Annotated in this window: 21 protein-coding genes and 2 pseudogenes; 17 read left to right on the top strand and 6 right to left on the bottom strand. The window is 74.7% G+C overall.

The window, feature by feature from the left end:
• Positions 1-275 precede the first annotated feature (275 nt).
• The gene (locus ACVWNX_RS18455) at positions 276-821 is read left to right on the top strand and encodes a type III secretion system chaperone family protein (protein WP_454408316.1); all 546 of its coding nucleotides are present in this window, start codon (positions 276-278) and stop codon (positions 819-821) included.
• 40 nt (positions 822-861) lie between these two features.
• On the opposite strand, the gene ACVWNX_RS18460 is transcribed toward ACVWNX_RS18455, so the two are convergent.
• Positions 862-2,544, bottom strand: a complete 1,683-nt coding sequence (locus ACVWNX_RS18460) for a hypothetical protein (RefSeq protein ID WP_454408318.1) — start codon at positions 2,542-2,544, stop codon at positions 862-864.
• A 422-nt stretch (positions 2,545-2,966) separates the two neighbouring features.
• Here ACVWNX_RS18460 and ACVWNX_RS18465 point away from each other — a divergent pair, with 422 nt between their 5' ends.
• The 3 genes from ACVWNX_RS18465 to ACVWNX_RS18475 all read left to right on the top strand — a co-directional run bounded on the left by ACVWNX_RS18465 (position 2,967) and on the right by ACVWNX_RS18475 (position 4,795).
• Positions 2,967-3,794 carry an aminoglycoside phosphotransferase/kinase family protein gene (locus tag ACVWNX_RS18465; protein WP_454408319.1) on the top strand — a complete coding sequence of 276 codons (828 nt, stop codon included), beginning with the start codon at positions 2,967-2,969 and terminating at the stop codon, positions 3,792-3,794.
• Between the two features lie 168 nt (positions 3,795-3,962).
• Positions 3,963-4,448 carry a prevent-host-death family protein gene (locus ACVWNX_RS18470; protein WP_454408320.1) on the top strand — a complete coding sequence of 162 codons (486 nt, stop codon included), beginning with the start codon at positions 3,963-3,965 and terminating at the stop codon, positions 4,446-4,448.
• Positions 4,445-4,795: a hypothetical protein gene (locus ACVWNX_RS18475; RefSeq protein WP_454408321.1), complete on the top strand. Its 351-nt coding sequence runs from the start codon at positions 4,445-4,447 to the stop codon at positions 4,793-4,795. Before ACVWNX_RS18470 ends, ACVWNX_RS18475 begins: the two co-directional genes overlap by 4 nt.
• Before the next feature lie 36 nt (positions 4,796-4,831).
• Here the strand turns inward: ACVWNX_RS18475 and ACVWNX_RS18480 are convergent, their stop codons facing one another.
• A complete protein-coding gene (locus tag ACVWNX_RS18480) occupies positions 4,832-6,022 on the bottom strand; it encodes a pyridoxal phosphate-dependent aminotransferase (protein WP_454408323.1) in 1,191 nt (396 codons plus the stop codon).
• A 1,496-nt stretch (positions 6,023-7,518) separates the two neighbouring features.
• Between ACVWNX_RS18480 and ACVWNX_RS18485 the strand changes: the two genes are divergently transcribed.
• From ACVWNX_RS18485 to ACVWNX_RS18525, 9 genes and pseudogenes are all read left to right on the top strand, one after another.
• Positions 7,519-8,037: a DUF2617 family protein gene (locus tag ACVWNX_RS18485; protein ID WP_454408325.1), complete on the top strand. Its 519-nt coding sequence runs from the start codon at positions 7,519-7,521 to the stop codon at positions 8,035-8,037.
• Positions 8,038-8,129: 92 nt separating this feature from the next.
• A pseudogene (locus ACVWNX_RS18490) lies at positions 8,130-9,722 on the top strand (spermine/spermidine synthase domain-containing protein); the annotation flags it as partial.
• 770 nt (positions 9,723-10,492) lie between these two features.
• On the top strand, positions 10,493-11,626 hold the full coding sequence (locus ACVWNX_RS18495) for an SRPBCC family protein (protein WP_454408327.1): 1,134 nt from the start codon (positions 10,493-10,495) through the stop codon (positions 11,624-11,626).
• Between the two features lie 22 nt (positions 11,627-11,648).
• On the top strand, positions 11,649-12,449 hold the full coding sequence (locus ACVWNX_RS18500) for an aldose epimerase family protein (RefSeq protein WP_454408329.1): 801 nt from the start codon (positions 11,649-11,651) through the stop codon (positions 12,447-12,449).
• Between the two features lie 68 nt (positions 12,450-12,517).
• Complete coding sequence (pyrE, locus tag ACVWNX_RS18505) at positions 12,518-13,066, top strand: orotate phosphoribosyltransferase (protein ID WP_454408331.1); 549 nt, start codon at positions 12,518-12,520, stop codon at positions 13,064-13,066.
• 580 nt (positions 13,067-13,646) lie between these two features.
• Positions 13,647-14,669 carry a class II fructose-bisphosphate aldolase gene (fbaA, locus tag ACVWNX_RS18510; RefSeq protein ID WP_454408333.1) on the top strand — a complete coding sequence of 341 codons (1,023 nt, stop codon included), beginning with the start codon at positions 13,647-13,649 and terminating at the stop codon, positions 14,667-14,669.
• A 295-nt stretch (positions 14,670-14,964) separates the two neighbouring features.
• Positions 14,965-15,378, top strand: a complete 414-nt coding sequence (locus ACVWNX_RS18515) for a DUF3151 domain-containing protein (protein WP_454408335.1) — start codon at positions 14,965-14,967, stop codon at positions 15,376-15,378.
• A gap of 562 nt (positions 15,379-15,940) precedes the next feature.
• Positions 15,941-16,852, top strand: a pseudogene (locus tag ACVWNX_RS18520) (tryptophan 2,3-dioxygenase family protein); the annotation flags it as partial.
• A 95-nt stretch (positions 16,853-16,947) separates the two neighbouring features.
• A complete protein-coding gene (locus tag ACVWNX_RS18525) occupies positions 16,948-18,183 on the top strand; it encodes a kynureninase (protein ID WP_454414827.1) in 1,236 nt (411 codons plus the stop codon).
• Between the two features lie 643 nt (positions 18,184-18,826).
• Here the strand turns inward: ACVWNX_RS18525 and ACVWNX_RS18530 are convergent.
• The 3 genes from ACVWNX_RS18530 to ACVWNX_RS18540 form a co-directional block, all read right to left on the bottom strand.
• Positions 18,827-19,024 carry a DUF5708 family protein gene (locus ACVWNX_RS18530; RefSeq protein ID WP_454408337.1) on the bottom strand — a complete coding sequence of 66 codons (198 nt, stop codon included), beginning with the start codon at positions 19,022-19,024 and terminating at the stop codon, positions 18,827-18,829.
• Between the two features lie 338 nt (positions 19,025-19,362).
• Complete coding sequence (locus tag ACVWNX_RS18535; RefSeq protein WP_454408338.1) at positions 19,363-20,403, bottom strand: phosphotransferase family protein; 1,041 nt, start codon at positions 20,401-20,403, stop codon at positions 19,363-19,365.
• Positions 20,396-21,391, bottom strand: a complete 996-nt coding sequence (locus ACVWNX_RS18540; RefSeq protein WP_454408340.1) for an LLM class flavin-dependent oxidoreductase — start codon at positions 21,389-21,391, stop codon at positions 20,396-20,398. The genes ACVWNX_RS18535 and ACVWNX_RS18540 overlap by 8 nt, the downstream gene beginning before the upstream one ends.
• 65 nt (positions 21,392-21,456) lie before the next feature.
• Between ACVWNX_RS18540 and ACVWNX_RS18545 the strand changes: the two genes are divergently transcribed.
• Positions 21,457-21,726: a helix-turn-helix transcriptional regulator gene (locus tag ACVWNX_RS18545; RefSeq protein WP_454408342.1), complete on the top strand. Its 270-nt coding sequence runs from the start codon at positions 21,457-21,459 to the stop codon at positions 21,724-21,726.
• The gene (locus ACVWNX_RS18550) at positions 21,723-22,211 is read left to right on the top strand and encodes a hypothetical protein (protein WP_454408343.1); all 489 of its coding nucleotides are present in this window, start codon (positions 21,723-21,725) and stop codon (positions 22,209-22,211) included. Before ACVWNX_RS18545 ends, ACVWNX_RS18550 begins: the two co-directional genes overlap by 4 nt.
• 127 nt (positions 22,212-22,338) lie before the next feature.
• On the opposite strand, the gene ACVWNX_RS18555 is transcribed toward ACVWNX_RS18550, so the two are convergent.
• On the bottom strand, positions 22,339-22,521 hold the full coding sequence (locus tag ACVWNX_RS18555) for an LxmA leader domain family RiPP (RefSeq protein ID WP_454408344.1): 183 nt from the start codon (positions 22,519-22,521) through the stop codon (positions 22,339-22,341).
• Between the two features lie 195 nt (positions 22,522-22,716).
• On the opposite strand from ACVWNX_RS18555, the gene ACVWNX_RS18560 reads away from it, so the two are divergent.
• Positions 22,717-24,015, top strand: a complete 1,299-nt coding sequence (locus ACVWNX_RS18560; RefSeq protein WP_454408346.1) for a M16 family metallopeptidase — start codon at positions 22,717-22,719, stop codon at positions 24,013-24,015.
• Positions 24,012-25,337, top strand: a complete 1,326-nt coding sequence (locus ACVWNX_RS18565) for a M16 family metallopeptidase (RefSeq protein WP_454408347.1) — start codon at positions 24,012-24,014, stop codon at positions 25,335-25,337. The genes ACVWNX_RS18560 and ACVWNX_RS18565 overlap by 4 nt, the downstream gene beginning before the upstream one ends.
• Positions 25,338-25,343 lie beyond the last annotated feature (6 nt).

Raw genomic sequence — 25,343 nt, forward strand, 5'->3', positions numbered from 1 at the left:
CCCGGAGCGTCGCCGGACGTGCCCGGTGCGTCAGCCACCGGGACGGCGACCGGGACGGCGACCGGGACCGACGGAGCCTCCGGAGCCGCCCCGGACCCCTCCGGAGGGGCGTCCGGAAAGACGCTCTGAGCGAACCCCGGACCGGTTCCACCCGGTTCCCGCCCGGTTTCCCGGCCGGATCCGGTCACCGGCGCGGAACGTACGCCGGGCGGGGGTTGCCAGCACCCGCCCGGCATGGGGGAGGATGACTCAATCCGTTCGAAGGGAAATACACGGTGAGCATCGACCCGTCCTCGATTCCGAACTTCGGGGGCCAGCCCGAGCCGCAGTCCGATGGGCCGGCGGGCCCCGTCGTCCCGGACCAGGACCTCGTGAAGCAGCTCCTGGAGCAGATGGAGCTGAAGTACGTCATCGACGACGAGGGCGACCTCGCCGCGCCGTGGGAGGAGTTCCGCACCTACTTCATGTTCCGCGGCGAGGGCGAGCAGCAGGTCTTCTCCGTGCGGACGTTCTACGACCGGCCGCACGCCATCGAGGACAAGGCCGCGCTGCTGGAGTCCACCGACGACTGGAACCGTCGCACCCTGTGGCCCAAGGTCTACAGCCACACCCACGACGACGGCACCGTCCGGCTGATCGGTGAGGCGCAGATGCTCATCGGCACCGGCGTCAGCCTGGAGCACTTCGTGTCCTCCACGGTGAGCTGGGTGCGCGCCGCGATCGAGTTCGACCGCTGGCTGGTCGAGCACCTCGGCTTGGAGAAGGACGTCGACTCGGCGGAGGGCCCCGAGGACGGGGACGGTCCGGCGGACGAGAAGTAGTCCCGCCCGTTCCGGTCCCGCCACCGGTCCGTCGCGCCCGTCACAGCGGCGCCCGCCCGAAGGCGATCAGGAACACCCCGTAGGACAGGGAGAGCCCGGTCAGGAACGCGATCACCACGATCGCCGGTCCCGGCCGGGCTCTCGCCGTGCGGGCCAGCGCCCGGCCCAGCGGGATCAGCAGCGGGAACGCGGGCAGCAGGAACCGGGGCTTGGACTCGAAGAACCCGGCCCCGCCGAGCGCCACCACCAGCAGCACCCCCGTGTAGACGACCAGCGGCAGCGGGGTCCGCTCGGCCAGCAGCAGCGCGAAGAGCAGCACCGCCAGCAGCACGATCAGCAGCGCCATCGGGAAGACGAACTTGCTGGTCCGGGAGAGCAGCACCCCGACGAACGCGACGGCACCCCGTCCGAAGTCGAACCGGGACCCCCAGTCGCGCTGCACCGCGAAGTACCCGCCCAGCGGATCGCCGCGCCGCCACCCCACCCACAGCACGTAGCCGCTCCAGCCGAGCGGAGCGAGCAGCGCGCCCGTCCACAGCCTGTGGACGGAGAAGAGCCGGTCGGACGCGGGGCGGTCAGACGCGAGCCGGTCGGACGCGAGCCGGTCGGACGCGGGGCGGGCGACCGGGGGGCATGAGCCCGGGGCGCGCGGGCGGTCACCCCGGGCGCGCGGGCGGTCACCCCGGGTGCGTGCGGACGGGGGGCGTGCGCCCGGGGCACGGCCGTCGGACTCCCCGGGGCCCGGCGCGGTGCCGGGTGCCGCTCCCGGGCCGGGCTCCGTGCCGGCGGCGGACGCGGTTCCGGGGCCGGGCTCTGTCCTGGTGGTGGACGCGGTTCCGGGGCCGGGCTCCGTCCTGGTGGTGGATGCCGCTCCCGGGCCGGGCTCCGTGCCGGTGGTGGGCGTCGTTCCGGGGGCGGACGCGGTTCCGGGGACGGGTGCCGTTCCGGGGACGGGTGCCTGGCCGGGCGCTGGCCCGGACGCCGCGGCCCGGGCGGCGGGACCCGTCCTGGCCGCCTGGACCGGGGCCTGGGCGGCGAGCCCCGTCCCGGGTGCCGGGGCCCGGGCGGCGCGGTGGTGGCGCCAGAGCGCGTGGGCGGCCGCCGCCATCACCGCGGCGGCGACGGCGAACCCGTTGGGCCGGGAGAGCCCGGCGAGCGCGGCCAGGGTCCCCGCCCAGACCCAGCGCCCGGTGACCGCCGCGTACAGCGCCCAGGCGGCGAACGCGGTCAGCAGCGGCTCGGTGTACGCCATCGAGAGGATCACCGAGTGCGGCAGCACCCCCCACAGCAGCACCACGGCCACCCCGGTCGGCGCGCCGTACATTCGGGCGACCAGGGTGAAGATCCCGCAGGCGGCGACGGCCGCCGCCGTCCACGACACCAGCAGTCCGGCGGCGCCCCAGGAGAGCGGCAGCACCGTCTCCACGGCCCGCACCAGCGACGGGTAGAGCGGGAAGAACGCCAGGTCCCGGAAGATCACCCCGGGCCGGTAGTGGGTGATCCGGTGCCCGTAGCCGTACACGGCGATCCCGAGGTACCAGGCGGAGTCCCAGGACCGCCCGAGCAGCCGGAACAGCGACCGGTCGGTCACGGCGGCGGCGATCCCCACCGCGAGGACCCCGGCCAGCCGGACCCCCGCGAACAGCCCGAGCGCGACGACGACCGGCGGCAGCCGCCGCAGCCGTAGCCGCTGTGGCCGCTGTGGCCGTGCCAACCGCGCCAACCGCGCCAGGGTCCGGGGTCGGACGCGCGGAGGACCGGGCGCGGGAGGCCGGGGCGCCGGGGGAGCGAGGGTACGGGGGTTCACACCGGAACCTTGGCGCTCAGCGCCCCGCACGGCCGCCGAGGCGCGTCGGAACGGGCCCCAGGCCCACCCGATCCGGCGCACGGGGGACATCAGTGCGGGGGCGGCACGTCATCGCGTCGGCATCGCTCTTCGGCAGGAAATCGAACGAACTGGCGACCTGTGAACCGGCGTACCTGATCCGCCCGGACATCCGCGTTCCCCAAGCGTGTCTCCTGGACGTGGCGTCATGCCCCGAGGTGGCACGGGTCTTTCCGTGGCGCCGGAGTCGGCACACTGGTACGACTCCCGTGCGGCGCTCGCCGAGCCGGTCCCGGTCGCCACGCTCCGAAAGGTGCTCGATGTACTCGCCCCCGACTGACCCGGCCGACCGGCAACGGATGACGGAGGCGTTCACGCGGGCCGTGGACGAGCTGGGCGTCACGGTGGACGGCCCCGAGGTCTGGGGATGGTTCGGACGCACCCTGAGCGCCCGTGTCCACTGCCAGCGGTACGGGCCGTGCTTCCTCCGCCTCGTGACCGCTCCGGAGGGCAAGGCCACGGGGAAGACCTGGGAGGGCAACCGGTTGGCGGCCGAACTCTTCGACCGCCGGGTCCGGAAGCCCGCCTTGTACGACACCGTGGAGCACGTCGAAGAGGGGTACGGGTACCTGGCCGAACTGAGCCGGTACGTCTCCGAACCGGTGCTCTCACCGTCACCCTTGCTGGGCCCGGACGTGGTGGTCCCGCCGGACGGGTGGTGGGACTCGCTCCGCGCGGACCTGGGCACCGTGGCCGGGACCCCGACGGACCGTGTCGCCGTCCGTCAGGAGTGGGCGGACCGCGCGGTTCCCCGGTTCCTCGGCATGCCCGCGCCCCGGATCACCGACTGGGACACCGCTCACGGCGATCTGCAACCGGCGAACCTCACGACGGAGACACCCTGCCTGCTGGACTGGGAAGGCTTCGGAAGGGCGCCGACCGGATACGACCCGGCCATGTTGCTGGCGTACTCCTTGCTGGCCCCGGAGTTCGCGGAGCGCGTCCGGAAGTCCTTCCCCGTGCTCGGCACGGAGGCGGGCCGGGTCGCTCAGATCATCGTGACCACGGAACTCCTCCAGTCCGCCTCACGGGGTGACCACCCGGAGCTGGTGCCCCCGCTCCGGTCCCTGGGCGGAGAGCTGGGCTGACCCCCGGCACGGCCAACGAGGGACCCGTTCGGTGGCTCGCCGTGCTGGTCCCGTGGTGCCCGACCGGAGCGCCTTCATGTGCGTACGGGCGCGCCCGCTGTCCGCATGTCCCGTGGCCGTGCGAGCCTTCCCATAGAAATCAGAACACGGTCTGAGTATTCTCGGAGAATGGCCATCGCTCATCTCGCAGCCGAATCGGAAACCGTCTCCTTCACCGACCTCTCCCGGAACCCCAAAGGCGTCGCGGCCAGGGCCGCCGCTCTGGGGCGCCTCCGCGTCACGCATCGGGACGCGCCCGACATGGTGCTCACCACGGCCACGCACGCCGAGTACGCCGAGGAGAACCTGACCACGGCTTCCCGGCTCTTCCTCGCGCTGATGAAGCAGAACGACGGCGCCAGGGCACTGCTGCTCGCGCTCCCCGAGGTGTTCCCCTGGGTGAGGCACCTGGACGAGGAGGAGGTCCGGGCCTTCACCGTCGAGCTGCTCGGGGCGTTGTCCGACGCGGCCGAACTGGGGGCGGAGGGCGCGGTGCATCGCGCGGTCGTCTCCTGGCGCGCCACGGCCCGGGTCAACGCCGATCCCGATCAACTCAGAGAGGCGTCGCGCGCCCTGGGCGGTGACGACCTCGGCCCGGTCGAGGTGCGCGGGTGAGTCCGAAGAAGGGGGACCGGGTCAGCGTCCCCCCGCTCAGCGGCTGGAACGTCGTCTTCGGAACGACGGAGGCGGTGACGGGCTGGGAGGAACTGTGCCGAATCGCACTGCCGAACGCGCACCGCTGTCTGGAGGCGTTGCGCACTGATCCGCTCTCCCGGGCGAACTGGAACCGTCAGCACCAGCTCCGGGGCAGGCACGCCACCAGGGAGTGGAAGGGGTCCGACCGGGAGCAGTGGGAGTACGAGGTCACCAGCGGTGGCCGGGTGCGCTACCTGGTGAGTCCGGAGACCTTCACCGTGGTCCTCGTGTACGCCTCGCCGCGACACCCGAAGGACACCGAGTGAGACCGGGAGGTCCGAAGGCGCCCTGCACCTGCCCCCTCACCCCGTCAGCCGCTTGAGGCGGTTCACCGCCTCGTCCAGGACGGACGTCCGCTTGCAGAACGCGAAGCGGACGAACGGGGCGCCCGCCTCGCGGTCGTCGTAGAAGACGGCGTTCGGGACGGCGACGACGCCCGCGCGTTCGGGCAGCGCGCGGCAGAAGGCGAAGCCGTCGGTCTCTCCGAGGGGGCGGACGTCGGTGGTGACGAAGTACGTCCCGGCGGGCCGGTAGACCGTGAAGCCCGCGTCCGCGAGGCCCCGCGCGAGCAGGTCCCGCTTGGCCCGCAGATCGGCGCGGAACCCGTCGAAGTACGCGTGGGGCAGCGCCAGCGCCTCGGCGACCGCGTACTGGAACGGGCCCGCCGAGACGTAGGTGAGGAACTGCTTCACCGTGCGCACCGCCGTGACCAGCGGGGGCGGCCCGGTGATCCAGCCGACCTTCCAGCCCGTGAACGAGAACGTCTTGCCCGCCGACGAGATGGTGAGCGTCCGTTCGCGCATCCCCGGGAAGGACGCCAGCGGTACGTGCTCGGCGGGGTTCCCGTCGGCGTCGTCGAAGACCAGGTGCTCGTACACCTCGTCCGTGACGACGAGCAGGTCCCGTTCCACCGCGAGCCGGGCGACCTCCGCCAGCTCCGCCCGGGTCAGCACGGTGCCCGTCGGATTGTGCGGGGTGTTGATCAGCAGCAGCCGGGTGCGCGGGGTGACCGCGTCCCGCAGCTCGTCCAGGTCCAGCCGGAACCGGTCGCCGTCGGGCCGCAGGGTGACCGGCACCCGGGTCCCCCCGGCGAGGGCGATCCCCGCCGCGTACGAGTCGTAGTACGGCTCCAGCGCGACGACCTCGTCCCCCGGTTCCACCAGCGCCAGCAGTGCCGCCGCGATGGCCTCCGTCGCCCCCGCCGTCACCAGCACCTCGGTGTCCGGGTCGACGTCCAGACCGTGGAAGCGGCGCTGGTGGTCGGAGACCGCGGCGCGCAGCTCCGGGACGCCCGGGCCCGGCGGGTACTGGTTGCCCCGTCCGTCGCGCAGGGCGCGCACGGCGGCCTCGCGGACCTCCTCCGGGCCGTCGGTGTCGGGGAAGCCCTGGCCGAGGTTGATCGCGCCGGTGGCGGCGGCCAGGGCGGACATCTCGGCGAAGATCGTCGTGCCCATCCCGTCCAGCCTGCGGTTCAGCGGCGGCCTGGTGCCCATCTCGGCGCTCCTCGTGGTGGTGGGGGGACGGGGGTCCGGTTCCGGGTCCGTCCTCGTTCATCCTCCGGGGCGGGCGGGGGCGGGGACAAGTCCGCCCTTCCGGCTTCCCGGCCTCCTCCGTTCCGGACCTGGTCGCCGGCCCTCCGACCAGGGGCGGTACCGTCCCGACGGGAGGGTTCCGTATCCGCCCGGACCGGTCCGAAAGCTCTGGATTTCCTCAATTCCGCTTTGGGGCGCGTCCGGCGGGGGCATCTCCCGGACACACGGGGAGCGGGCCCGCCAGGGACCCGCTCACGGGGGCCTGACGAACAGCGCCGCGCGGGACATCGGAGTCATTCCGCGGCACCGACGGCCCGTGGCGCCGGGCGTCCCAGGACGCGCGCCGCCAGGTCGGAACAAGCACATCGGGTGCCTCGGGCACCTCGGTACGGCACGCACGTCGAGTGCGGCGGAGCCGTCGGTACGGGGGCCCCGGGTCCACGGGACGGACGGGGTCCGAGAGGGGGAGTCATGATGATCGTTGGTTTGGTCGCCTCGGTGGCGTTCCTGTTCGTGGTGGTCGTGTTCGTGATGGTCATCGCGACGCGGGGGGAGCGGCGGTCCTCCCGGGGGCGGCGGTCCGGGAGCTGGTACGCGGGCGGCGGCGGTTCGTCGTCGTCGCACACGACCGGCTCGTCCTGCGGGGGAGGCGGGTCGTCCTGCGGCGGGTCGTCGTCCTCCTGTGGTGGGGGCGGGGGAGGGTGCGGCGGCGGAGGCAGCTGAGCCGAAGCCCGGACCTCGGACCCGGACCTCTGACCCCGGACCCGGACCCCGGACCCGGACCCCGGGACCTGGACCCGGACCGATCTGGACCCGGACCGGACCCGGACCCGGACCTGGACCAGGGCCGAGGCCAACCCGCGCCGAAGCCCAGGCCCCGGGCCGAAGCCCAGGGTTGGCCCAGGCCGGATGCGGGCCCAAGCCGGGCGTAGCCGGGTAGCCGGGCGGCCTAGCCGGGCCTAGCCGGGTCCCGGCCGAAGCCCCGGACCAAGCCCCGGCCGGAGGGGGGCCGGGGGCGCCGAGGGGATCGGCTCCGGCCGGCCGCGCACCGGAAGACGCCCGTCGGCTCCGGCCGTCGGGCGTCGCGCCGTGTCCGCCGTGCGCGGGGGCGCCCGATGCGGGTGGGGGGCGTGCGAGAGAAGCGCACTCCCCGTCGCGTACGTCCGACGCGCCCCGTCCGTCCCAGGAGTCCCCTTCCGTCATCACCGGTTCGGGCGGCGGGGTTTGAACAGGTGAGCTGTGCTGCCCTCGACGGGATGGAATGCGCATGAAGTTGGGTAAAAACGCTGTGGTGACGCTGAAGTTCATGATTCCCTCTTAACGTCAACGCCGCCCGCGGACACCTCGTGGGCACGAGCCGGCACGCAGAGCGCCCGGAACCGCTCCGGACCGTGTCCCGCGCCTGCCGCGGGCGTCCGCCGGCCACCTCTCCCCTTGCGTGCTAGCGGAGCCGACCCATGCTCACGACCCTGAAGACCTCCTACACCGACACCAGCGCCTCCGACCTCGCCTGGGCGCTGGGCCGGGAGCCGCTGCCCGCCCTGGCCACCCTGGACCTCGAACTGTCCGGAGCCAAGGTCCAGTTGCGCCTGCTCGGCGCCTCCCACCAAGTGCTGCTGGAGGAGGAGCGCGGCAGCTGTTCGGAGACCGTCGCCTGCATCCCCGGCAGCAGCACCCCGCTCCCGCTCGGAGTGGCCAAACAACTCGGTGACTGGGAGTACGAGTTCGCGGCCCGGGTCGAGACCCTCTCCAGCGGACAGTTCGCCGGGCGCGCCCAGGAGTTGCTCGCGCTGGTCTCGGAACACCCCCACGGCCTCGCGGGCGTCTTCCCCGGCGACCCGCACGCGTTCACCGCGCTGCTCGCCCAGCGCCACGGCGGCCATGTGCACTGGCGCACCTGGCACGCCTATCCACAGGACGGCCAACTCGTCGCCACCCGTACCCGCGTCGGCGTGCGCGTAGCCGCCGCCCTGTAGACCACGCGTCACCGCGAGGCCATGCCTCCCCGGCGGCAGATCCACACGTGTGGGTGACCGGCCCCGGTGAAACGGTGACGTACCGTCGCAACGTGATCGAATCGCCCCCGCCGCGCCCGGTCGCCGCGCCGCCGCCCGGCGCGCCCGCCCGCGCGGACCGCCGGGCGCCGCTGCCCGTCCCCGCGGGCGCGGCCCGATTCCTCGTCCTGGTCGGTGTGTTCGTCTGCGCGGCCTGCGGGCTCGCCTACGAACTCGAACTGCTCGCCCTCGCCTCCTACTTGCTGGGCGATTCCCTCACCCAGGCGTCCATCGTGCTCTCGGTGATGGTCTTCGCCATGGGCATCGGCTCCCTCGCCGCGAAACGGCTGCGCGGGCACGCGGCCCTCGGCTTCGGGCTCATCGAGGCCACGCTCGCCCTCGTCGGCGGCGGCAGCGGCATGGCCCTGTACGCGGCGTTCACCTGGCTCGGCCCGCCCGGCACCGGCCCCGACGCCGGACTCCTCGCCTGGGCGCGGGACCCCGGGGTGCCGCTGGTCGCCTTCTCGCTCGCCATCGGGATGCTCATCGGCGCCGAGGTGCCGCTGCTGATGGTCCTCATCCAGCGCATCCGCCGCCAGGACGCGGGCGGCGCTGTCGCCGACCTCTTCGCCGCCGACTACGTGGGCGCCCTCGTCGGCGGACTCGCCTTCCCGCTCCTGCTGCTGCCCGTGTTCGGCCAGCTCTTCGGGGCGCTGCTGACCGGGGCGGTGAACGCGGTCGCGGGCGGACTGCTCGTCCTCGGCCTCTTCCACCGCGATCTGTCCCGCCGCGACCGGCGGCTCGTCCTCGGTGCCAACGTCGCCGTCCTCGTCCTGCTCGCCGTGGCCGCCGTCCTCGCCGACGACTTCGAACGGAGCGCGCGCCGGGCCGTGTACGGGGACGACGTCCGCGCGGCCGTCTGGACCGGACAGCAGGAGGTCGTCCTCACCGGCGGCGGGGACCGGCCGGTGCGCCTCTACCTCGACGGCCGTCCCCGGCTGGCCGGACCGTCGCCTCCCCCTTCCGGGGAGGGGGGCGGTGACAGCGGGGCCGGGGCCGGGGCGGGGGCCGAGCGGGCCGCCCGGGAACCCTACGAGGCCCTGGTCCGGCCCGCGCTCGCCGGACCCCGCGCCCGGGTCCTGCTGCTCGGCGGCGGCGATGGCCTCACCGCCCGCGAGGTGCTCGCCCACCCCGGGGTCCGCCGCCTCGACCTGGTGGACCCGGACCCCGGACTGGTCCGGCTGGCCCGCTCCGACCCCGCCCTCCGCGCGCTCAACGGCCACGCCCTGCGCGACCCCCGGGTGCGCGCCACCGGGACGGACGTCTTCGACTGGCTGCGCGCCGCCCGCGCCCGGCGGGACCCCGGGGAGCGGTACGACGTGGTGATCTGCGACCTCCCCGGCCCCGGCCGCGCCGAGGCCACCAAGCTGTACGCGCGGGAGTTCTACGGGCTCGCCCGCCGGATGCTCGCGCCCGGCGGACGGCTCGCCGTCCGGATCGGCGGCCCGGCGGACGGGGACGGCGGCGCCCGGACGCTCTGGACCGCCGAGGCCACGGTGCGGGCCGCCGGGCTGCGGGTGGTGCCGTACGTGTCGCCCGGGGCGGGCGTACGGGGCTGGGGCGTGCTGCTGGCCGGGGCCCGCACCCCGGGCGTCACCTTGCCGCCGGACGACGTCTTCCGCGCTCCGGGCGGGACCTTGCCGTCGGACGACGTCATCCGCGCTCCGGACCGGACCTTGCCGCCGGGCGTGACCTCGCCGTCGGACGCCGTCCGCGCCCCGGACATCACCCGTACTCCGGATCTGACCCGTACCCCGGGCGTGACCTCGCCGTCGGACGTGACCCGTGCCCCGGACGCGGCCGTGACCTCGCCGTCGGACGTCGCCCGGTCGCCGGACCCCGTCCGGCCGCCGGTCGGGGCCGTCTCCTCGGCTCCCCCGGGTCCTTCCGCCGGGGCCGTTCCCTCGGCGAGTGCCGGGGCTGCGGGGGCTGCCGGGACCGCCGGGACCGCCGGGGACGCCACCGCGCCGCCCGGTACGCCCCGCCCACCCCGTACGTCCGGCACGTCCGCCGCCCCCCGGCCCCCCGGCCCGCCCGCGCTCACCGCCCGCGAGCTCGCCGACGGGGTGCGGCGCGCGGCCCGGGAACGTCCGGACGGGACGTCACCGGTCTCCACCCTGGCCCACCCCCGGTACGGCTGAGCCCCTCCCACCGCCGACGGACACGTCCCCGTACGGGGTGGCCACCAGGAAGCGGCGGGCGTACGGACCCGCGCCGTAAGGCGCCGCCCCCGCGCCCGGACGCCTCCCCGGGCACCCCGGACGGTTCCCCGGGCGGCACCGGACACGTCCCCCGGACCGCCCCCGCGCCCGGAAAGCCGCATCCGATCCGGCCGTCCGGCGGCCCGGCGGGGACGACGTCGGTACGCTCGGGTGCCATGGAGCACGAGGTGTTCATTCCGGTCGGGGCGGAGACCCTGCGCGAGGCGCTCACCGACCCGGCGACGGTGACCCGTTCGGTGCCGGGCTTCCAGCAGGACGCCGGGGACGCCCCCGGCACCGGCCGGTTCAGGCTGCGCGCGGGCGGCACCACCATCACGTACCGGGCCGCCCTGAGCACCGACCCCGGTCCCGAGGGGGTCACCCTGCGGGCCGAGGGCACCGAGGCGCGCGGCACCGGCGCCGGGCGGGTCACGGTGGCCGTGGCCCTGACGCCCGCCGAGGAGGCGGGCGGGTCCGGCACCCGGGCGGCCCTCACCGTCACCGCGACGGGGGACGGCCGCGCCGCCGACCTCGCCGCCGACGCGTTGGAGGCCGCCGCCGTCCGGCTGCTGAACCGCTTCGCCGAAACGCTCGCCACCGCCCTCGCCCCGCCCGACCCGACCCGTCCGGCCCCCAGGCCGGACGGGGACCCGGCGGACCCGGACCCGTCCGAGGACCCGCCCGTGGACCGGGCCGGTGACGCCGCCGGGGACGCCGACGACGACGTGGCGAACGCCGAAGCGGTGTCCCACGCGGTGGACGGCGACACCATGGCCGAGGACGTGCCGGACGCCGAAGCGGTGACCGAAGAGACGGTGACCGGCGAAACGGCGGCCGGGGACGCGACCGAGGAGCCCGAAGCGGCCGGGGACGTGCCGGATGCCGAAGCGGTGGCCGACGACGTCACGACCGACGACGTCACGGCCGATGGCAGCACGGCCGCGGACGCGGTGGCCGACGACGTGGTGACCGAAGCGACGGACGCCGACGCGGTGGCCGACCTGGTGGCCGAGGAGGTGGTCCTCCCCGACGAGGGCGACGAGGTTGACGGGGTTGACGCGGTGGTCGAGGTGGACGACCACCCCGCCCGCGCCGACACCCCGCCCGCCGAGGCCGCCCACGCCCGCCGCACGATGATCGGCCGCAGCGCCGAGGAGGTCGACCACGCGCCCCCGCGCGGCCGGTACGCCCCCGTCCCCGCGCCCGAGGGCACCGCCCAGGGCGCCACCCTGCGCTGGGCCGCCCCCGCCGCCGCGCTGGTGGTGGCGACGGTGATCGTCGTCGGCCGGGCCCTGCGGCGGCGGCGCTGACCTCTGACCGTAGGGTCGGCACGTGAGCAACGACGAGATCACGCTGACCGCGGGCGACGCGGAGGTGACCGTGCGGCCGGGCGACGGCTGCCGGATCGGGAGTCTGCGGATCGACGGGACGGAGCTGCTGCGCCAGGGCGAGCGCTTCGGCTCCTTCCCCATGGTCCCGTGGTGCGGACGCATCCGGGACGGACGCTTCCGGGACGGCGCCGACGTCCACCAGATGCCGTTGAACGCGGCCCCGCACGCCATCCACGGCACCGCCCGGGACGGCGTCTGGCGCACCGACCGACACTCCCTCACCGCCACCCGCGCGGTCTTCACCCATGAGCTGGCCGACCCGTGGCCGTTCCCCGGGCTCGTCACCCAGACGGTGGAACTGACCCCCGACTCGCTGACGCTGGGGCTCGCCGTGGAGACCTACGGCTCGTCGTTCCCCGCCCAGCTCGGCTGGCACCCCTGGTTCAACCGGCGGCTGGACCCGGACGGCCCCGGGGTGGAGCTGTCCTTCGACGCCGCCTGGCAGGAGGAGCGCGGCGAGGACCATCTGCCGACCGGCCGCCGGACCGACCCGCTGCCCGGCCCCTGGGACGACTGCTTCGGGCAGCCCGACGGCGTGGACGTCACCCTCACCTGGCCCGGCCGCCTCGCCCTCACGGTGACCTCCCGGGAGAAGTGGGTGGTGGTCTACGACGAGCAGGACGCCGCCGTCTGCGTGGAGCCGCAGACCGGCCCGCCGGACGGGCTGAACACCGCGCCCCGGCTGGTCACCCCGGTGGACCCGCTGGAGGCCACCACCACCTGGACCTGGCGCCGCCCCTGACCGGCCCCGCCCCCGCGCCCCGGACTCCGGGGCGCGGGTCGTCCCCGGGCCCCGCCTAAGCTGACGGCATGAGCGACGCGCGTAACGCCCTGCTGAAGCAGATCAAGGACAAGGCCGTGGTCCACGGCAAGGTGACCCTCTCCTCCGGGATCGAGGCGGACTACTACATCGACCTGCGCAGGGTCACCCTCGACGGAGAGGCCGCGCCGCTCGTCGGCCAGGTGATGCTCGACCTGACGGCCGACCTGGAGTACGACGCGGTGGGCGGGCTCACCATGGGCGCCGACCCGGTCGCCGGGGCGATGCTGCACGCCGCCGCCGCCCGGGGCCGTCACCTCGACGCGTTCGTCGTCCGCAAGGCCGCCAAGGCCCACGGCATGCAGCGCCAGGTGGAGGGCCCGGAGATCCGGGGCCGCCGGGTGCTCGTGGTGGAGGACACCTCCACCACCGGCGGCTCCCCGCTGGCCGCCGTCGAGGCCGTCCGCGCCGCCGGGGCCGAGGTCGTCGCCGTCGCCACCATCGTGGACCGGGCGACGGGCGCCGCCGAGAAGATCACCGAGGGCGCCTCGGTGCCGTATCTGCACGCCTACGGCAAGGACGAGCTGGGCCTCGACTGAGTCCGGCACCTGAGCCCGGCACCTGAGCCCGGCACCTCAGCCCGGCACCTGAGCCCGGCACCGAACCGCTTCCGTCCGGAGTGCCCCGGTCCGCCGGGCACCCCGGACCGCGGGCGCCGGACGGAACGGACCCGCGAGGGCCGGACGCCCCGGAACGCGGGGTGACGGGCGCTCCCCGCCACGGGGCCGGACGCCCCGGACCGGTGAGGGGACGGCCTCCCCGGACCCCCGAGGACCCCCGAGGACCCGCGAGGACCCGTGTGAGGACGACGCCCCCGGGCTACGGGGGCCAGGGCACCCCACGGGCGGTGCGGGGGCGACACCCCCGGACCGTGGGGGACGGTCCCCCCAGGCGGCGGGGGAAGGGCCCCGTGGACCGTGCGGAAGGGGCCCGTACCCCCCGGGGAGAGGTCCCCGGGCCGTGGGGAGGGGTCCGCGTCTGGGAGGATGGGACCGACGATGACGTCGCCACCCCGGAGCCCCGGCCGACGGCGGAGCCGCAGCGGCGGGGCCCGGGTCCGGAACACCTAGGTCGGGGTCGGTCAGAACCACATCCCGCACAGCATCGAGGAGCGGACAGATGCCCATCGCAACCCCCGAGGTCTACAACGAGATGCTGGACCGGGCGAAGGCAGGCAAGTTCGCCTACCCGGCCATCAACGTGACCTCGTCGCAGACCCTGCACGCCGCCCTGCGTGGTTTCGCCGAGGCCGAGAGCGACGGCATCATCCAGATCTCCACCGGTGGCGCGGAGTTCCTGGGCGGCCAGTACAGCAAGGACATGGTGACCGGCGCGGTCGCGCTCGCCGAGTTCGCGCACATCGTCGCCGCCAAGTACGACATCACCGTCGCGCTGCACACCGACCACTGCCCCAAGGACAAGCTGGACGCCTACGTCCGCCCGCTGCTCGCCGTCTCGGCCGAGCGCGTCGCCCGGGGCGAGAACCCGCTCTTCCAGTCCCACATGTGGGACGGCTCGGCGGAGACCCTCGCGGACAACCTGGCCATCGGCCAGGAGCTGCTGGCCCAGGCCGCCGCCGCCAAGATCATCCTTGAGGTCGAGATCACCCCGACCGGCGGCGAGGAGGACGGCGTCACCCACGAGATCAACGACGAGCTGTACACCACCGTCGACGACGCCGTCCGCACCGCCGAGGCCCTCGGCCTGGGCGAGAAGGGCCGCTACCTGCTCGCCGCGTCCTTCGGCAACGTGCACGGCGTGTACAAGCCCGGCAACGTGGTGCTCCGCCCCGAGCTGCTGAAGGACCTCCAGGAGGGCGTCGGCGCCAAGTTCGGCAAGCAGGACCCGTTCGACTTCGTCTTCCACGGCGGCTCGGGCTCCACCGTCGAGGAGATCGCCACCGCGCTGGAGAACGGCGTGGTCAAGATGAACATCGACACCGACACCCAGTACGCGTTCACCCGTCCGGTCGTGGACCACGTGTTCCGCAACTACGACGGCGTCCTGAAGGTCGACGGCGAGGTCGGCGCCAAGAAGCAGTACGACCCGCGCACCTGGGGCAAGCTCGCCGAGGCGGGCATGGCCGCCCGGATCACCGAGGCGTGCGCCAACCTGCGCTCCACGGGCACGCGGCTCAAGTAGCCCCGGCGCGTCACCCCGGTCCGGGCTTCCCGGACCGGACCTGACCGGCTCTGACCGGACCGGACCCGTTCGGTCCGGTGAGGCCCGGCCCCACGCGGACGTTTTCCTCCGCGCGGGGCCGGGCCTCACCGCGTCCGGGCCTCTCCGCGCGTCCGGGACGGGGTCCCGCCCGGCGCCCCCCTGGGCTCCCCGTCCGTCCCGTTCGGGAGGGTCCGCCCCGCACCCTCGGCTCCCCGTCCCCCGGCGTTCCCGGGTCCGGGCCCGCCGCCCGGGGGCACCTGGGAGACTGGAACCCATGTCCATTCACGAGAACCTGCTCGGGGGACCGCCCCCGACCCATCTGCCCGACGACCCCGGCCCCCGTGAGGCGCTCGCCTCGGGCACCGCGCCCGCCGACGTCGCCGCCCGGTACCCGACCTCCTCGCTCGCCTGGGCCCAGCTCGCGGACGAGGCGTTCGACCGGGGCGGCGTCGTGGAGTCGTACGCCTACGCCCGCACCGGCTACCACCGGGGCCTCGACGCGCTGCGCCGCAACGGCTGGAAGGGCTACGGCCCGGTGCCGTGGGAGCACGAGCCCAACCGCGGCTTCCTGCGCGCCCTGCACGCCCTGGCCCGCGCCGCGCAGTCGATCGGCGAGCAGGAGGAGTACGCCCGCTGCTCCCAGTTCCTGAAGGACTCCTCCCCGACGGCCGCCCAGACCCTGGGCTGACGAGGGTCCGAGCACGGTCCGGGGCCGCGCGTCCGCCGCGTCCCCGAGCACGGTCCGCGGGCGCGTCCGCCGCGCCCCGGGGACCACGGCCCGCCCGCCGCCACCCGGCAGGGCGGGCCTTGCCGTGTCCGGGGAGATCACCGAGGATGCGAGAGGGGACCGGGGCCCCCTGCCGGAAGGGCAGGGGCGGACCGCTACCCGAACACGCACGGAGACAGCGATGTCCCACGACGAGGCACCCCGCGCCACGAACGGCGACCGGCCACCGGCCGGGCCCGCGACGCAGACCGAGCCCGCCGCACCGGCCGGGCCCGTACCGGCCGTCCCGCCCACGGGCCCCGCCGAGCCCGTACCGGCCGCCCGGCCCACGGCGCCCGCCGCGCCCGAAGCCCCCACCCCGCCCGCCACGCTCGAAGCCCCCACCCCGCCCACCGGGCCCGCAGCGCCCGCCGCGCCCACAGCGGCCACCCGGCCCGCCGCGACTGCCGCACCCACCGAGTCCGAAGCGCCGGCCGGGACCGCCGCGCCCGAAGCACCCGCCCCGCCCACCGGGCCCCCCGCGCCCGAAGCGCCGCACCTCGACTTCGACGGCACGACGCCCTACGAGGACTACGTCCGGGCGGAGGTGCTCACCCATCTCCAGCAGCCGCTCTCCGACGACCCCGGGGAGATGGTCTTCCTGGTGACCACCCAGGTCATGGAGTTGTGGTTCACCGTGATCGTCCACGAGTGGGAGACCGCCGCCCGGGCGCTGCGCGAGGACGACGTCCCGGCCGCGACCGCAGCGCTGAAGCGGTCCGTGCGGGAACTGGAGGCGCTGAACGCGTCCTGGCACCCGCTCAGCGCCCTCACCCCCGCGCAGTTCAACTCCTACCGGGGCGCGCTCGGGGAGGGCTCCGGCTTCCAGTCGGCGATGTACCGGCGGATGGAGTTCCTGCTGGGCGAGAAGTCGGCGTCCATGCTGGTCCCGCACCGGGGCGCGCCCCGCGTCCACGCCGAGCTGGACGAGGCCCTGCGCGCCCCCAGCCTGTACGACGAGGTGCTGCGGCTGCTGGACCGCCGGGGCCACCGCATCCCGGCGGACGTCCTGCACCGCGAGCCGACCGCCCGCTACGAGCCGTCGTCCCAGGTGGAGGACGTCTGGGCGGCCCTGTACGCGGCGGAGCGCCCCGCCGGGAGCCACCACCCGGCCCATCCGCCCGGGGACGGGCCCCGGACCCCGGCGGACACCCCCGGGACGACGACCGCCGAGGTCCCGCCCGCCCCCGCCGACCCGGAGCTGCTGCGGCTCGGCGAGACGCTGACGGACGTGGCGGAACTCGTCTGGCGCTGGCGCAACGACCATCTCTCCGCGACCCGCCGGGCCATGGGCTCCAAGCAGGGCACGGGCGGTTCGGCGGGCGTGGCGTGGCTGGAGAAACGGGCCGCGAAGACCGTCTTCCCGGAGCTGTGGACCGCCCGGAGCCGGGTGTGAACGCCGCCCCCGGCCCCGCGCCGGACCGCCGCCCCGACGACCCCGCGCCGGACGGACGTCCTGCGGGGCGACCCGGCCCCGTGCCGGACGGACGGCTGACCTTCGAGGCCGCCGGACACGACGCCGCCGACCCGCTCGCCCCCCGCCGCGACCTGTTCGCGCTCCCCGAGGGGCTCGTCTACCTGGACGGCAACTCGCTGGGCGCGCTGGTCCGTTCGGTGCCCGGCCGGATCGAGGACGTGGTCCGCCGCGAATGGGGCGAGCTGCTGATCCGGTCCTGGGACCGCAGCGGCTGGTGGGACGCGCCCCGGCGGATCGGGGACCGGATCGCGCCGCTGGTCGGCGCCGCGCGGGGGCAGATCGTGGTCGGCGACTCGACCAGCGTGAACGTCTTCAAGGCGGTCGTCGGAGCGGTCCGGCTGGCGAGGGAGGCCGACGAACGCCACACGCCGGGCGGCCCCCTGCGGGACGAAGTCCTCGTCGACGCGACGACGTTCCCGACCGACGGCTACATCGCGGAGTCGGCGGCCCGGATGACCGGGTGCGCGGTGCGGGCGGTGGCCCCGGACGAGGTGCCCGCCGCGCTCGGCCCCCGGACGGCCGCCGTGCTGCTCAACCACGTCGACTACCGCACCGGACGCCTCCACGACCTGCCGGGACTGACCGGCGCGGTCCACGCGGCGGGCGCCTTCGCGGTGTGGGACCTGTGCCACAGCGCGGGCGCGCTCCCCGTCGAACTGGACCTGCACGGGGTGGACCTCGCGGTCGGCTGCACCTACAAGTACCTGAACGGGGGCCCGGGTTCGCCCGCGTACCTGTACCTCCGCCGCGACCACCAGGACCGGTTCGACTCCCCGCTGCCGGGCTGGACGGGCCACCGCGAACCGTTCGGGATGCGTCCCGCGTACGAGCCGGGACCGGACGCGGCGCGGGGCCGGGTGGGCACCCCGGACATCCTCTCCATGCTCGCCCTGGAGGAGGCGCTGACCGTCTGGGACGGCGTCCCGGTGGAGGCGGTGCGCGCCAAGTCCCTGGCGCTCACGGACTTCTTCCTGGAGTGCGTCGCGGAGTACGTGCCGCCGGGCCGGGTGGAGGTGCTGACCCCGTCGGCGCGCGCCGAACGGGGCAGCCAGGTGGCACTGCGCTGCGCGGACGCCGAACGGGTCATGACGGACCTGATCCGCCGGGGCGTGATCGGCGACTTCCGCGCCCCCGACACCCTCCGCTTCGGCTTCACCCCGCTGTACGTCAGCTTCACGGAGACGGAACGGGCGGCACGGGTGCTGGGGGAGGCGCTCGGTCAGCCCCCGGCCGGGGCGGACCGAGCCTGACCGTACGGGGTTTCACCGCCTCGCCGCCCTCCAGGCAGCGGGAGCGGTGGAACCCGCCGGGGCACGGGGCCGGACCCGTCCCGTGCCCGGGACGTCGACCGGCGCACGGTCGCCCGACGCGACGGCTCCCCCCGGAGCCTGGCGAAGGCGCACTCGGCGCCCTCGTCACTCCGTCGGCCCGTTCCGGACCGGTGTCTTGAGGACGTCCTCCAGTACCAGGGGTGGTCACCCGGGGGACCACCCCCGCACGCGCGGGGAGCACCTCGCGCACAAGCTCGGGTACCACGACCTGTCGGGACCACCCCCGCACGCGCGGGGAGCACGGCAGGTGGCCCGTGACCCACCAGGGCATTGCGGGACCACCCCCGCACGCGCGGGGAGCACGCGGTCACCCTCCGCGGACAGCTTCGCCCTCAGGGACCACCCCCGCACGCGCGGGGAGCACTCTTCCTGACCTGCGACGTTACTCCGCCACCGGGCGGTTTTTGGCAAGAACTTGGGATTCCGGCTTAACTCCTAAAAGTGGCGAAAGGGAAGTCCCGCACGCCGACTTCCGAGTCCTCAAGTGGCCGCTCTCCGTTCGCACATCGCCAACGTACCCCGCGTGGTGTTCACCGTGTGCCGTATGTGCGGAGGGTGGTGGCTAACCCCGGTTCTTCGGGAGGGACTTCGTCTGGAAGAGGCCCGTCACCGCCATCGCGCCGCCGATGACCATGAGGACCACGCCGACCTTCGTCAGCGTCACGACCGGTGTCTCCACTCCTTCGGTGAACAAGCGGAGTGCCAGGCCGATCGCGAAGACGACGACCCCCTGCGACAGGTTCTTCGATGCCTGGGCCATGGTTCCCTCTCCTTGGGGCGGAGCCCCGCGCCGGGGTCCCGCTGCGGGGTCGGTGTACTCGTCATCAGCCTAGGAACGGTGTCCGCGCCCGGCCTCGGCCCTCGGGGTGAGATCCGGGTACATCGTTCGGTGCAGGGAACGGGGAGCTCCGCTTCGCGGGGGCGGACCGGGCCGGGACGCCTGGGCGGCCCCGTCCCGTTCGTCGTCGTGCCGCCCGGCGGTGCCGCAGGTTGACGTGGGTTGACGTGGGTGTGGCGGAAAGCCACCCCGCATTCCCGTGACGCCGACGGCTCGCGGGGGCCGGCCGCGCGTCTACCGGTACGCGCCGCCAGCGCGTCTCACCAGGCGAGGGTGGCGGCCCCCTCGCCGTCGAGGGTGTCGGCGAGCAGGTCGGCGTAGCCGGTCAGGTCCTCGTGCCAGCCGACGAAGCAAGCGAAGTCCCGCATGTGTACGGCGAGTCGGAGGGTGGCGGCCCGTGCTGTGCCCTCCGGGGGCGCGGGCCCGCCCTCCGGGGCGCCGTCGCGGTAGCCGTCCAGCAGGGCGCGTGCCGCCCCCGCGTAGTCGGCCCGCGGGCTTTGGCCGACGGCACCGAGTCCGCGTTCGGACGCGGCGCGCAGCTCGTGGAGTTCACCGAGGAGCCAACCGAGGTCGAGGCCGGGGTCACCCCAGGTGACCTCCTCGCCGCAGAGGAGTGCCGTCCGGTCTCCGGTGGGTGCGGGCACCAGCCAGCCCGTGCTCGGCGCTCCGTGGAGCAGCCTGGGCGTGTCCCCGTCGTCGGGGTGGGCCGCGGCGGTGGCCCACTCGGTCAGCCGTCGCCACCTCCCCGGGCCCAGCCGGGCCCGTGCGCGGGCGTGCAGACGGATCGCGTCGGCGGAGTGCTCACCGCCGGCGAGCCAGTGGAGCAACCGGTCGACCCCCGTGTGCGCCGGTCGGTCCTGTCCCGTCCAGGGGACGGTGTGCAGGCGCCGGAGGGTGCGGCCGGCTCCGGTGAGCGCGCGGAGGGCGAGGTGCCGGGCGAGCGGGTCGCCGGTGGGCAGCAGCCGGGCCACGGACGTCATCCCCGGCACCTCGTAGGTCAGTCCCGCGGTGCCGTCCGCGAGGCGCGTCGGTGTGCCGAGGACGAGGGCGGCGCCCACGGGGCGGAGCGGGGCGGCCGGTCCGCCGACCGTGGTGCGGAGCAGGGCGCGCAGCTCCGGCCCGACGACGCGCTGGGGGTGGTGGTGGGCGGGTCCGGGGGAGCGGGTCCAGGTGAGGCGGCCGTCGCCGTGGTGGCGCACCGTGATCCGCAGGTAGCGGGTTCCGTAGGCGCGGAGGGTGGTGGGGGCGTTCCCGGTGGGCGGCGGTCCGCTCGCCGGGCCGCCCGGCGTCGGCTCAGACACCGTGGCGGCGTGCCACGGCGTCGAGGACCGCTCCGAGGTCCTCCAAGGCGGCTTCGGGCCCCTCGGTGAAGAGGACGCCGGCCGCGTTGAGGACCACCTCGTCCACTCCGGCCTTCCGGTAGCGGTCCAGTTCGGCCGCGACGTGGTCGGCGTCGCCGAAGACGTAGGTGCCGCTGTCGACCAGGGCCTTCGCCCCGGCCCGGGGGTCGGCGGGGTCGACGGGTACACCGGCCCGGCGCAGCATGTCGGTGTAGTGCGCGGCGGTGAGGTGGCTGGAAGCGGCGGTGAGGGCGAGCGCGTGCGGGTCGCGGCCGCCGCGGTCGGTGGCGACGTGCACGACGGTGGCGACCCGGGGGCGGGTCTCCCGCTCGGCGGCTCCCTCCGAGAGGGCGGGGACCAGTGTCCCGGCGATGTAGTCGGCGGGGGTCATCCAGGTGATGGCGACGTCGGCGGTGCGGCCGGCGGCGCGGGCCATGTTGGGGCGCAGCACGCCCACGCCGACCTCGACGCCCGGGTGGTCGAGGGGGATGAGCCGACCGCGCAGGGAGTGGTACTCGCCGGTGTGGTCGACGGTCCCGCCCCGCACCAGTGACCGCACGGTCCCCAGGTACTCGCTCGCCATGGTGAGAGGGCTGGCGAAGGTGTCGCCGTTCAGGCTGCGGACGAAGGAGGGCGCGCCCACGCCGTATCCGGCGACCGCGGGGTAGCCGCTGGTGAGTGCCAACGACCTTGCCTGGAGGGCCGCTTCGTAGGGGTGGCGCAGCGACATGAGGGTGACGCCGGTGCCGACCGGAACCCGTAGCCCGGAGCCCGCGAGGTGGGCGAGCGCCTGATGGGTCTCGACCTTGAGGGACTGGCCCGTCCACAGGCGTCGGGCGCCGCTGCGGAGGACCAACTCGGCGTAGGGGCGCAGGGCGTCGGGGGTGGCGGGCATGGTCGGTACGAGGACACCGGGCAGGCCGGGGCGCGGGTGGTACGCGGTGGTCACGGGGCAGTACCTCTCAAGTGTTGTGTTTCCTTGACGGGCTGTTGTGTTGTCAGTATGTTCTTCTCATGAGTCCAGTGAGTCGCCGCGAAGGATCGGTGATCTATAACCAGCTCAGGGTGTTGCGTGCCGAGCGTGGTCTCAGCCGGGTCGCCCTGGCGGCGGCGGTGGACGTGCACCCGCAGACGATCGGCGCGATCGAACGGGGTGACTACTACCCGAGCCTCGACCTCGCCTTCCGGTTCGGCGACGTCTTCGGCCTGCCCGTGGAGGCGGTGTTCAGCCGCGAGCCCTTCACCCCCCTGTCGGCTCAGGTGTACAAGGAGGAGCACAGGTGAACGAGCCCGAGACGCGCGACCCGCGTGGCGGTTCCGGCCCGGTGAGTCCGCAGCGCGTCCTCGCGCTCGCCCTCTCGGCCCTCAGCGTGGTCATGGCGGTGCTGTCCTCGGTGTCGGAGGGGAACGCCTTCTCCGACACCGGGTGGTTGGTCTGCTTCGCGCTCTGGCTGCTGCTCTGGGGTGTGCTCCGGTCGATGACCCGTGGTCTGGGGGAGCGTCCGGAAGCGGGTCTGGACGAGCGGGAGCGCGGCCTGCGCGACCGGGTCGCCTTCATCGGCTACCAGTGCGCGATCAGCTCCGGCATGGTGGCCGTCCTGCTCATGGTCGCCTTCCAGAACGACGCGGGGATGATCGAGCGGATGCCCGCCCTGCTCTGCACCCTGATGCTGACGAGTTCGGCTGTGCCGTCGATCCTCCTCGGTTTCTCGGGCACGGGCGATGTCGGTTACACCGACGAGGCCGACGACGTGCGGAGCGGGCCCTGACCGGGGTCCTGTCTGTTTCCCGCCCGGTGGCCCACGTGGGATCGCCGAGGCCGTGGGATCATGCGAGAGCGGGTGCCCGCCGGTTGGAGCGGCGGGCACCCGTTCCTGTCAACTACCGTTCAACGACTCAGCAGGAGTGGTCGAAGGTGTTGTCGATCGACACCGCGGAGACGGCGGAGGCGGCGGAGATGCACGCCTGCGACGAGGTGGTGACGGTCGTCCAGGTGGCGGCCGGGGCCTCCGCGGCCGGGACGATCTCCTCGGCGTCCGCGTAGCTGGTGTATCCGCTGATGAGCGACTGGTTGTCCATGGGATTCTCCTTCTGTTGGCAAGGGGAAAACGGATGACGGTCGGATCCACCCCGTTCAGGGGCTTTCTGGCCGCGTCAGAACTCTTCCGCTGATGCCTTGGAATGGCAATGGGAATGTCCGACCTCGGTCAATGGCCGCATTCGGTCATGTGAATCCATGGAACACGCGACGGCGGCTCCCCTAGGGTTCGTCGGGTGAATCGGAATCCCCGCTCCCGGCAGCCCGCCCGCCGTTTCGTCCTGGGAAACGGCCTGCGGGTCCTGCTGGCCCCCCAGGACGGGGCGGGGCCGATCGGGCTCGCGGTCCACTACGGCGTGGGATTCCGCACCGAACCGCCGGGCCGGGCCGGGCTGGCCCATCTCTTCGAGCACTTGGTGTTCCAGGGCGGCCGGAACGTCCCGGCCGGTGGATACGCGCGTCACGTCCAGCGGGTCGGCGGCCTGTGCGACGCGCGGACCCGGCAGGACGCCACGGTCTACCACGCCACCGCGCCGTCCTTCGCGCTGGACACGCTGCTGGCCTTGGAATCCGACCGGATGCGCGGCCCCCGCCTGACTCCGGAAACACTCCGCGCGCAATGCGCGGTCATCAAGGAGGAAGTGAACACCGCGGTCCGGGACCGGCCTTACGGGCAATTTCCGTGGGTGCTTTCCCGGACGCTCAACAGCCGTCGGGAGAACCAGCGCGACGGTTACGGCGAGAGCGCCGAACTCGACGGCACGGACCTGGATTCCTGCCACCGGTTCTTCACCGACCACTACGCCCCCGGCAACGCCGTCCTGACCCTCACCGGAGCCTTCCGGTACGAGGAGGCGGTCCGGCTCGTGCACCGGCACTTCGACGACGTGCCGTCCCGGTGGCATCTCCCCCCGCCCGACCTCGCTGAGCCGCCGCCGGTGACGGAGACGGTGACGCGAGTACGTGACCGGCACGCCCGCGCGCCGGCCGTCGCCCTCGGCATGCGTCTTCCCGACCCGGTCGCCGACCTGCCCGGCTACCTCGCCCATCTCGCCCTCGTGCCGTTCCTGGTCCAGGGCGCCGGGGCCCCGCTGCGCCGCCGCATGGCCAGGGAAGCCGACGTCACCGGGCTGGCCATGGGCTGCGGACTGTTCGGCCAGCCCTTGGACACCGCGGGGCCCGACCTGTTGACGCTCTTCGCGGTGACCGCTCCGACGACCGGCGCCGAGCGCGTCCCGGCGGCGCTGGAAGCGGAGCTGGCGGGTATCGTCCGGCTCGGCGTCGACCCCGCGCGACTGGCGCGCACCACCGCGCGCTGGTCCGCGTCCGCCCTCCGTGAACTCGGCGATCCCGGCACCCGGGCCCAACTCCTGGGACTGCGCGAGACCTTGTTCGGGCATCCCGGACTCACCGACCGGATGCCCGAGTCGGTCCGCCGCCACGTCACGCCCGAGCGGGTGACGCAGGCCGCGGGTGCGCTGCTCTCGGGCGGCCGGGCGGTGGTCCACTTCACGCCGGACCCGGAGGCCGGGTGAACACCTCGCCGCCCCGCGTTCCCTCCGTCGCGTTCCGCGGGCCGGCCCCACCCGACCTGGACACCGTTCTCGCCGGAGGCATCCGGCTGGTCGCCGCCCGGGTGCCGACCGTCCCACTGGTGGAGATCCGGTTCTCCCTCCCGTACTCCACGCCAGGTGAGCTGACGGCCCGGCAGGTCCTCGCGGACTGTCTGCTGCGGGCCACCGCCGAGCACACCGAGGAGGCGTACGACGGGGCGCTCGCCGAGGACGGCGCCACCCTGACGGCGGTCGGCGAGGCACACCGGCTCTCGGTCAGCGGCCATGCCTTCGCCGACGCCCTCCCCCGTGTCCTCGGACTGCTGGCGGACGGATTGCGCCACCCGGTGCTGGACCCGGCGGACGTCGATGCCCGGCGGAGCCGCCTCGCGCACCGGATCAGGCTGGCCCTGGGCCAGCCCGCCGCCCTCGCCCAGCACGCGCTGCTGGGGCACCGGTACGGGTCCGCCGCGGAGGCGTTGCGGCCCTCGGCGGAGAAGGCGTCCGAGGTCACGCCCGAGGTGCTGCGCCGACTGCACCAGCAGGACATCCGCACCGCCGGGGCCACCCTGGTCCTCGTCGGCGACCTGTGTCCGCACCGCGCCGCGGCGGAGGTCGCCACTGCCTTCGCGGGCTGGCCGACGGGACGGGCCGCGCCACCACCGTCCCCGCCCGCCTTCCGCCCGGGCCCGCTGCTGCCGGTGCACCGGCCGGGTGCCGTGCAGAGCCTGCTGCGGCTGGCCGCCCCGGCGCTGCCGCGCACCCATCCGGACTTCCCGGCGCTCCATCTGGCGAACCTGGTCCTCGGTGGTGCCGTCGGTTCCCGGCTGGTCGACCGGCTGCGGGAGGACCTGGGGCACGCCTATCGGGCAGGGTCGGGCGTCGAGTCCGTGCCGGGCGCCGGGACGCTGATGATCGAAGCCGATGTCGCCGCCGCCCGCACCGCCGTGGCGCTGACCGAGATCCGGGCCGTGCTGGACCGGATGACGGACGAACCGCCCGACCGGGCGGAAGTGGCCGCGGCCGTGCGGTACGCGGCGGGTTCCACCGCCACCGCGATGGCCTCCCCGAGCGCGCTCGCGACCGGACTCGCCAATCTGCTGCACGTGGGTGCCGGGTCCGACTGGCTGAGCCGCTGGGGGGCGGTGCTCGCCGGGGTCGGCCCCGCCCGGGTGGCGGAGGCCGCCGCCCGGTACCTGCGCCCCGGGGCGTTCACCGGCGTGGTCGTCGGTGAACTGCCACCGGGATCCGCCGCCGCGGTCCTTGGCGACGCCTGGCCGGTGGCCGCCACCGGGCGGGACTGATCCGCA

The organism is Streptomyces sp. JNUCC 64, from assembly GCF_054484115.1.

Excerpts from the sequence above, each read along its gene's own strand:
- ACVWNX_RS18465 (WP_454408319.1), top strand. The coding sequence starts at position 2,967 with ATGTACTCGCCCCCGACTGACCCGGCCGACCGGCAACGGATGACGGAG.
- ACVWNX_RS18470 (WP_454408320.1), top strand. The coding sequence starts at position 3,963 with ATGGCCATCGCTCATCTCGCAGCCGAATCGGAAACCGTCTCCTTCACC.
- ACVWNX_RS18480 (WP_454408323.1), bottom strand. The coding sequence starts at position 6,022 with ATGGGCACCAGGCCGCCGCTGAACCGCAGGCTGGACGGGATGGGCACG.
- ACVWNX_RS18485 (WP_454408325.1), top strand. The coding sequence starts at position 7,519 with ATGCTCACGACCCTGAAGACCTCCTACACCGACACCAGCGCCTCCGAC.
- ACVWNX_RS18495 (WP_454408327.1), top strand. The coding sequence starts at position 10,493 with ATGGAGCACGAGGTGTTCATTCCGGTCGGGGCGGAGACCCTGCGCGAG.
- pyrE (WP_454408331.1), top strand. The coding sequence starts at position 12,518 with ATGAGCGACGCGCGTAACGCCCTGCTGAAGCAGATCAAGGACAAGGCC.
- fbaA (WP_454408333.1), top strand. The coding sequence starts at position 13,647 with ATGCCCATCGCAACCCCCGAGGTCTACAACGAGATGCTGGACCGGGCG.
- ACVWNX_RS18515 (WP_454408335.1), top strand. The coding sequence starts at position 14,965 with ATGTCCATTCACGAGAACCTGCTCGGGGGACCGCCCCCGACCCATCTG.
- ACVWNX_RS18530 (WP_454408337.1), bottom strand. The coding sequence starts at position 19,024 with ATGGCCCAGGCATCGAAGAACCTGTCGCAGGGGGTCGTCGTCTTCGCG.
- ACVWNX_RS18545 (WP_454408342.1), top strand. The coding sequence starts at position 21,457 with ATGAGTCCAGTGAGTCGCCGCGAAGGATCGGTGATCTATAACCAGCTC.
- ACVWNX_RS18555 (WP_454408344.1), bottom strand. The coding sequence starts at position 22,521 with ATGGACAACCAGTCGCTCATCAGCGGATACACCAGCTACGCGGACGCC.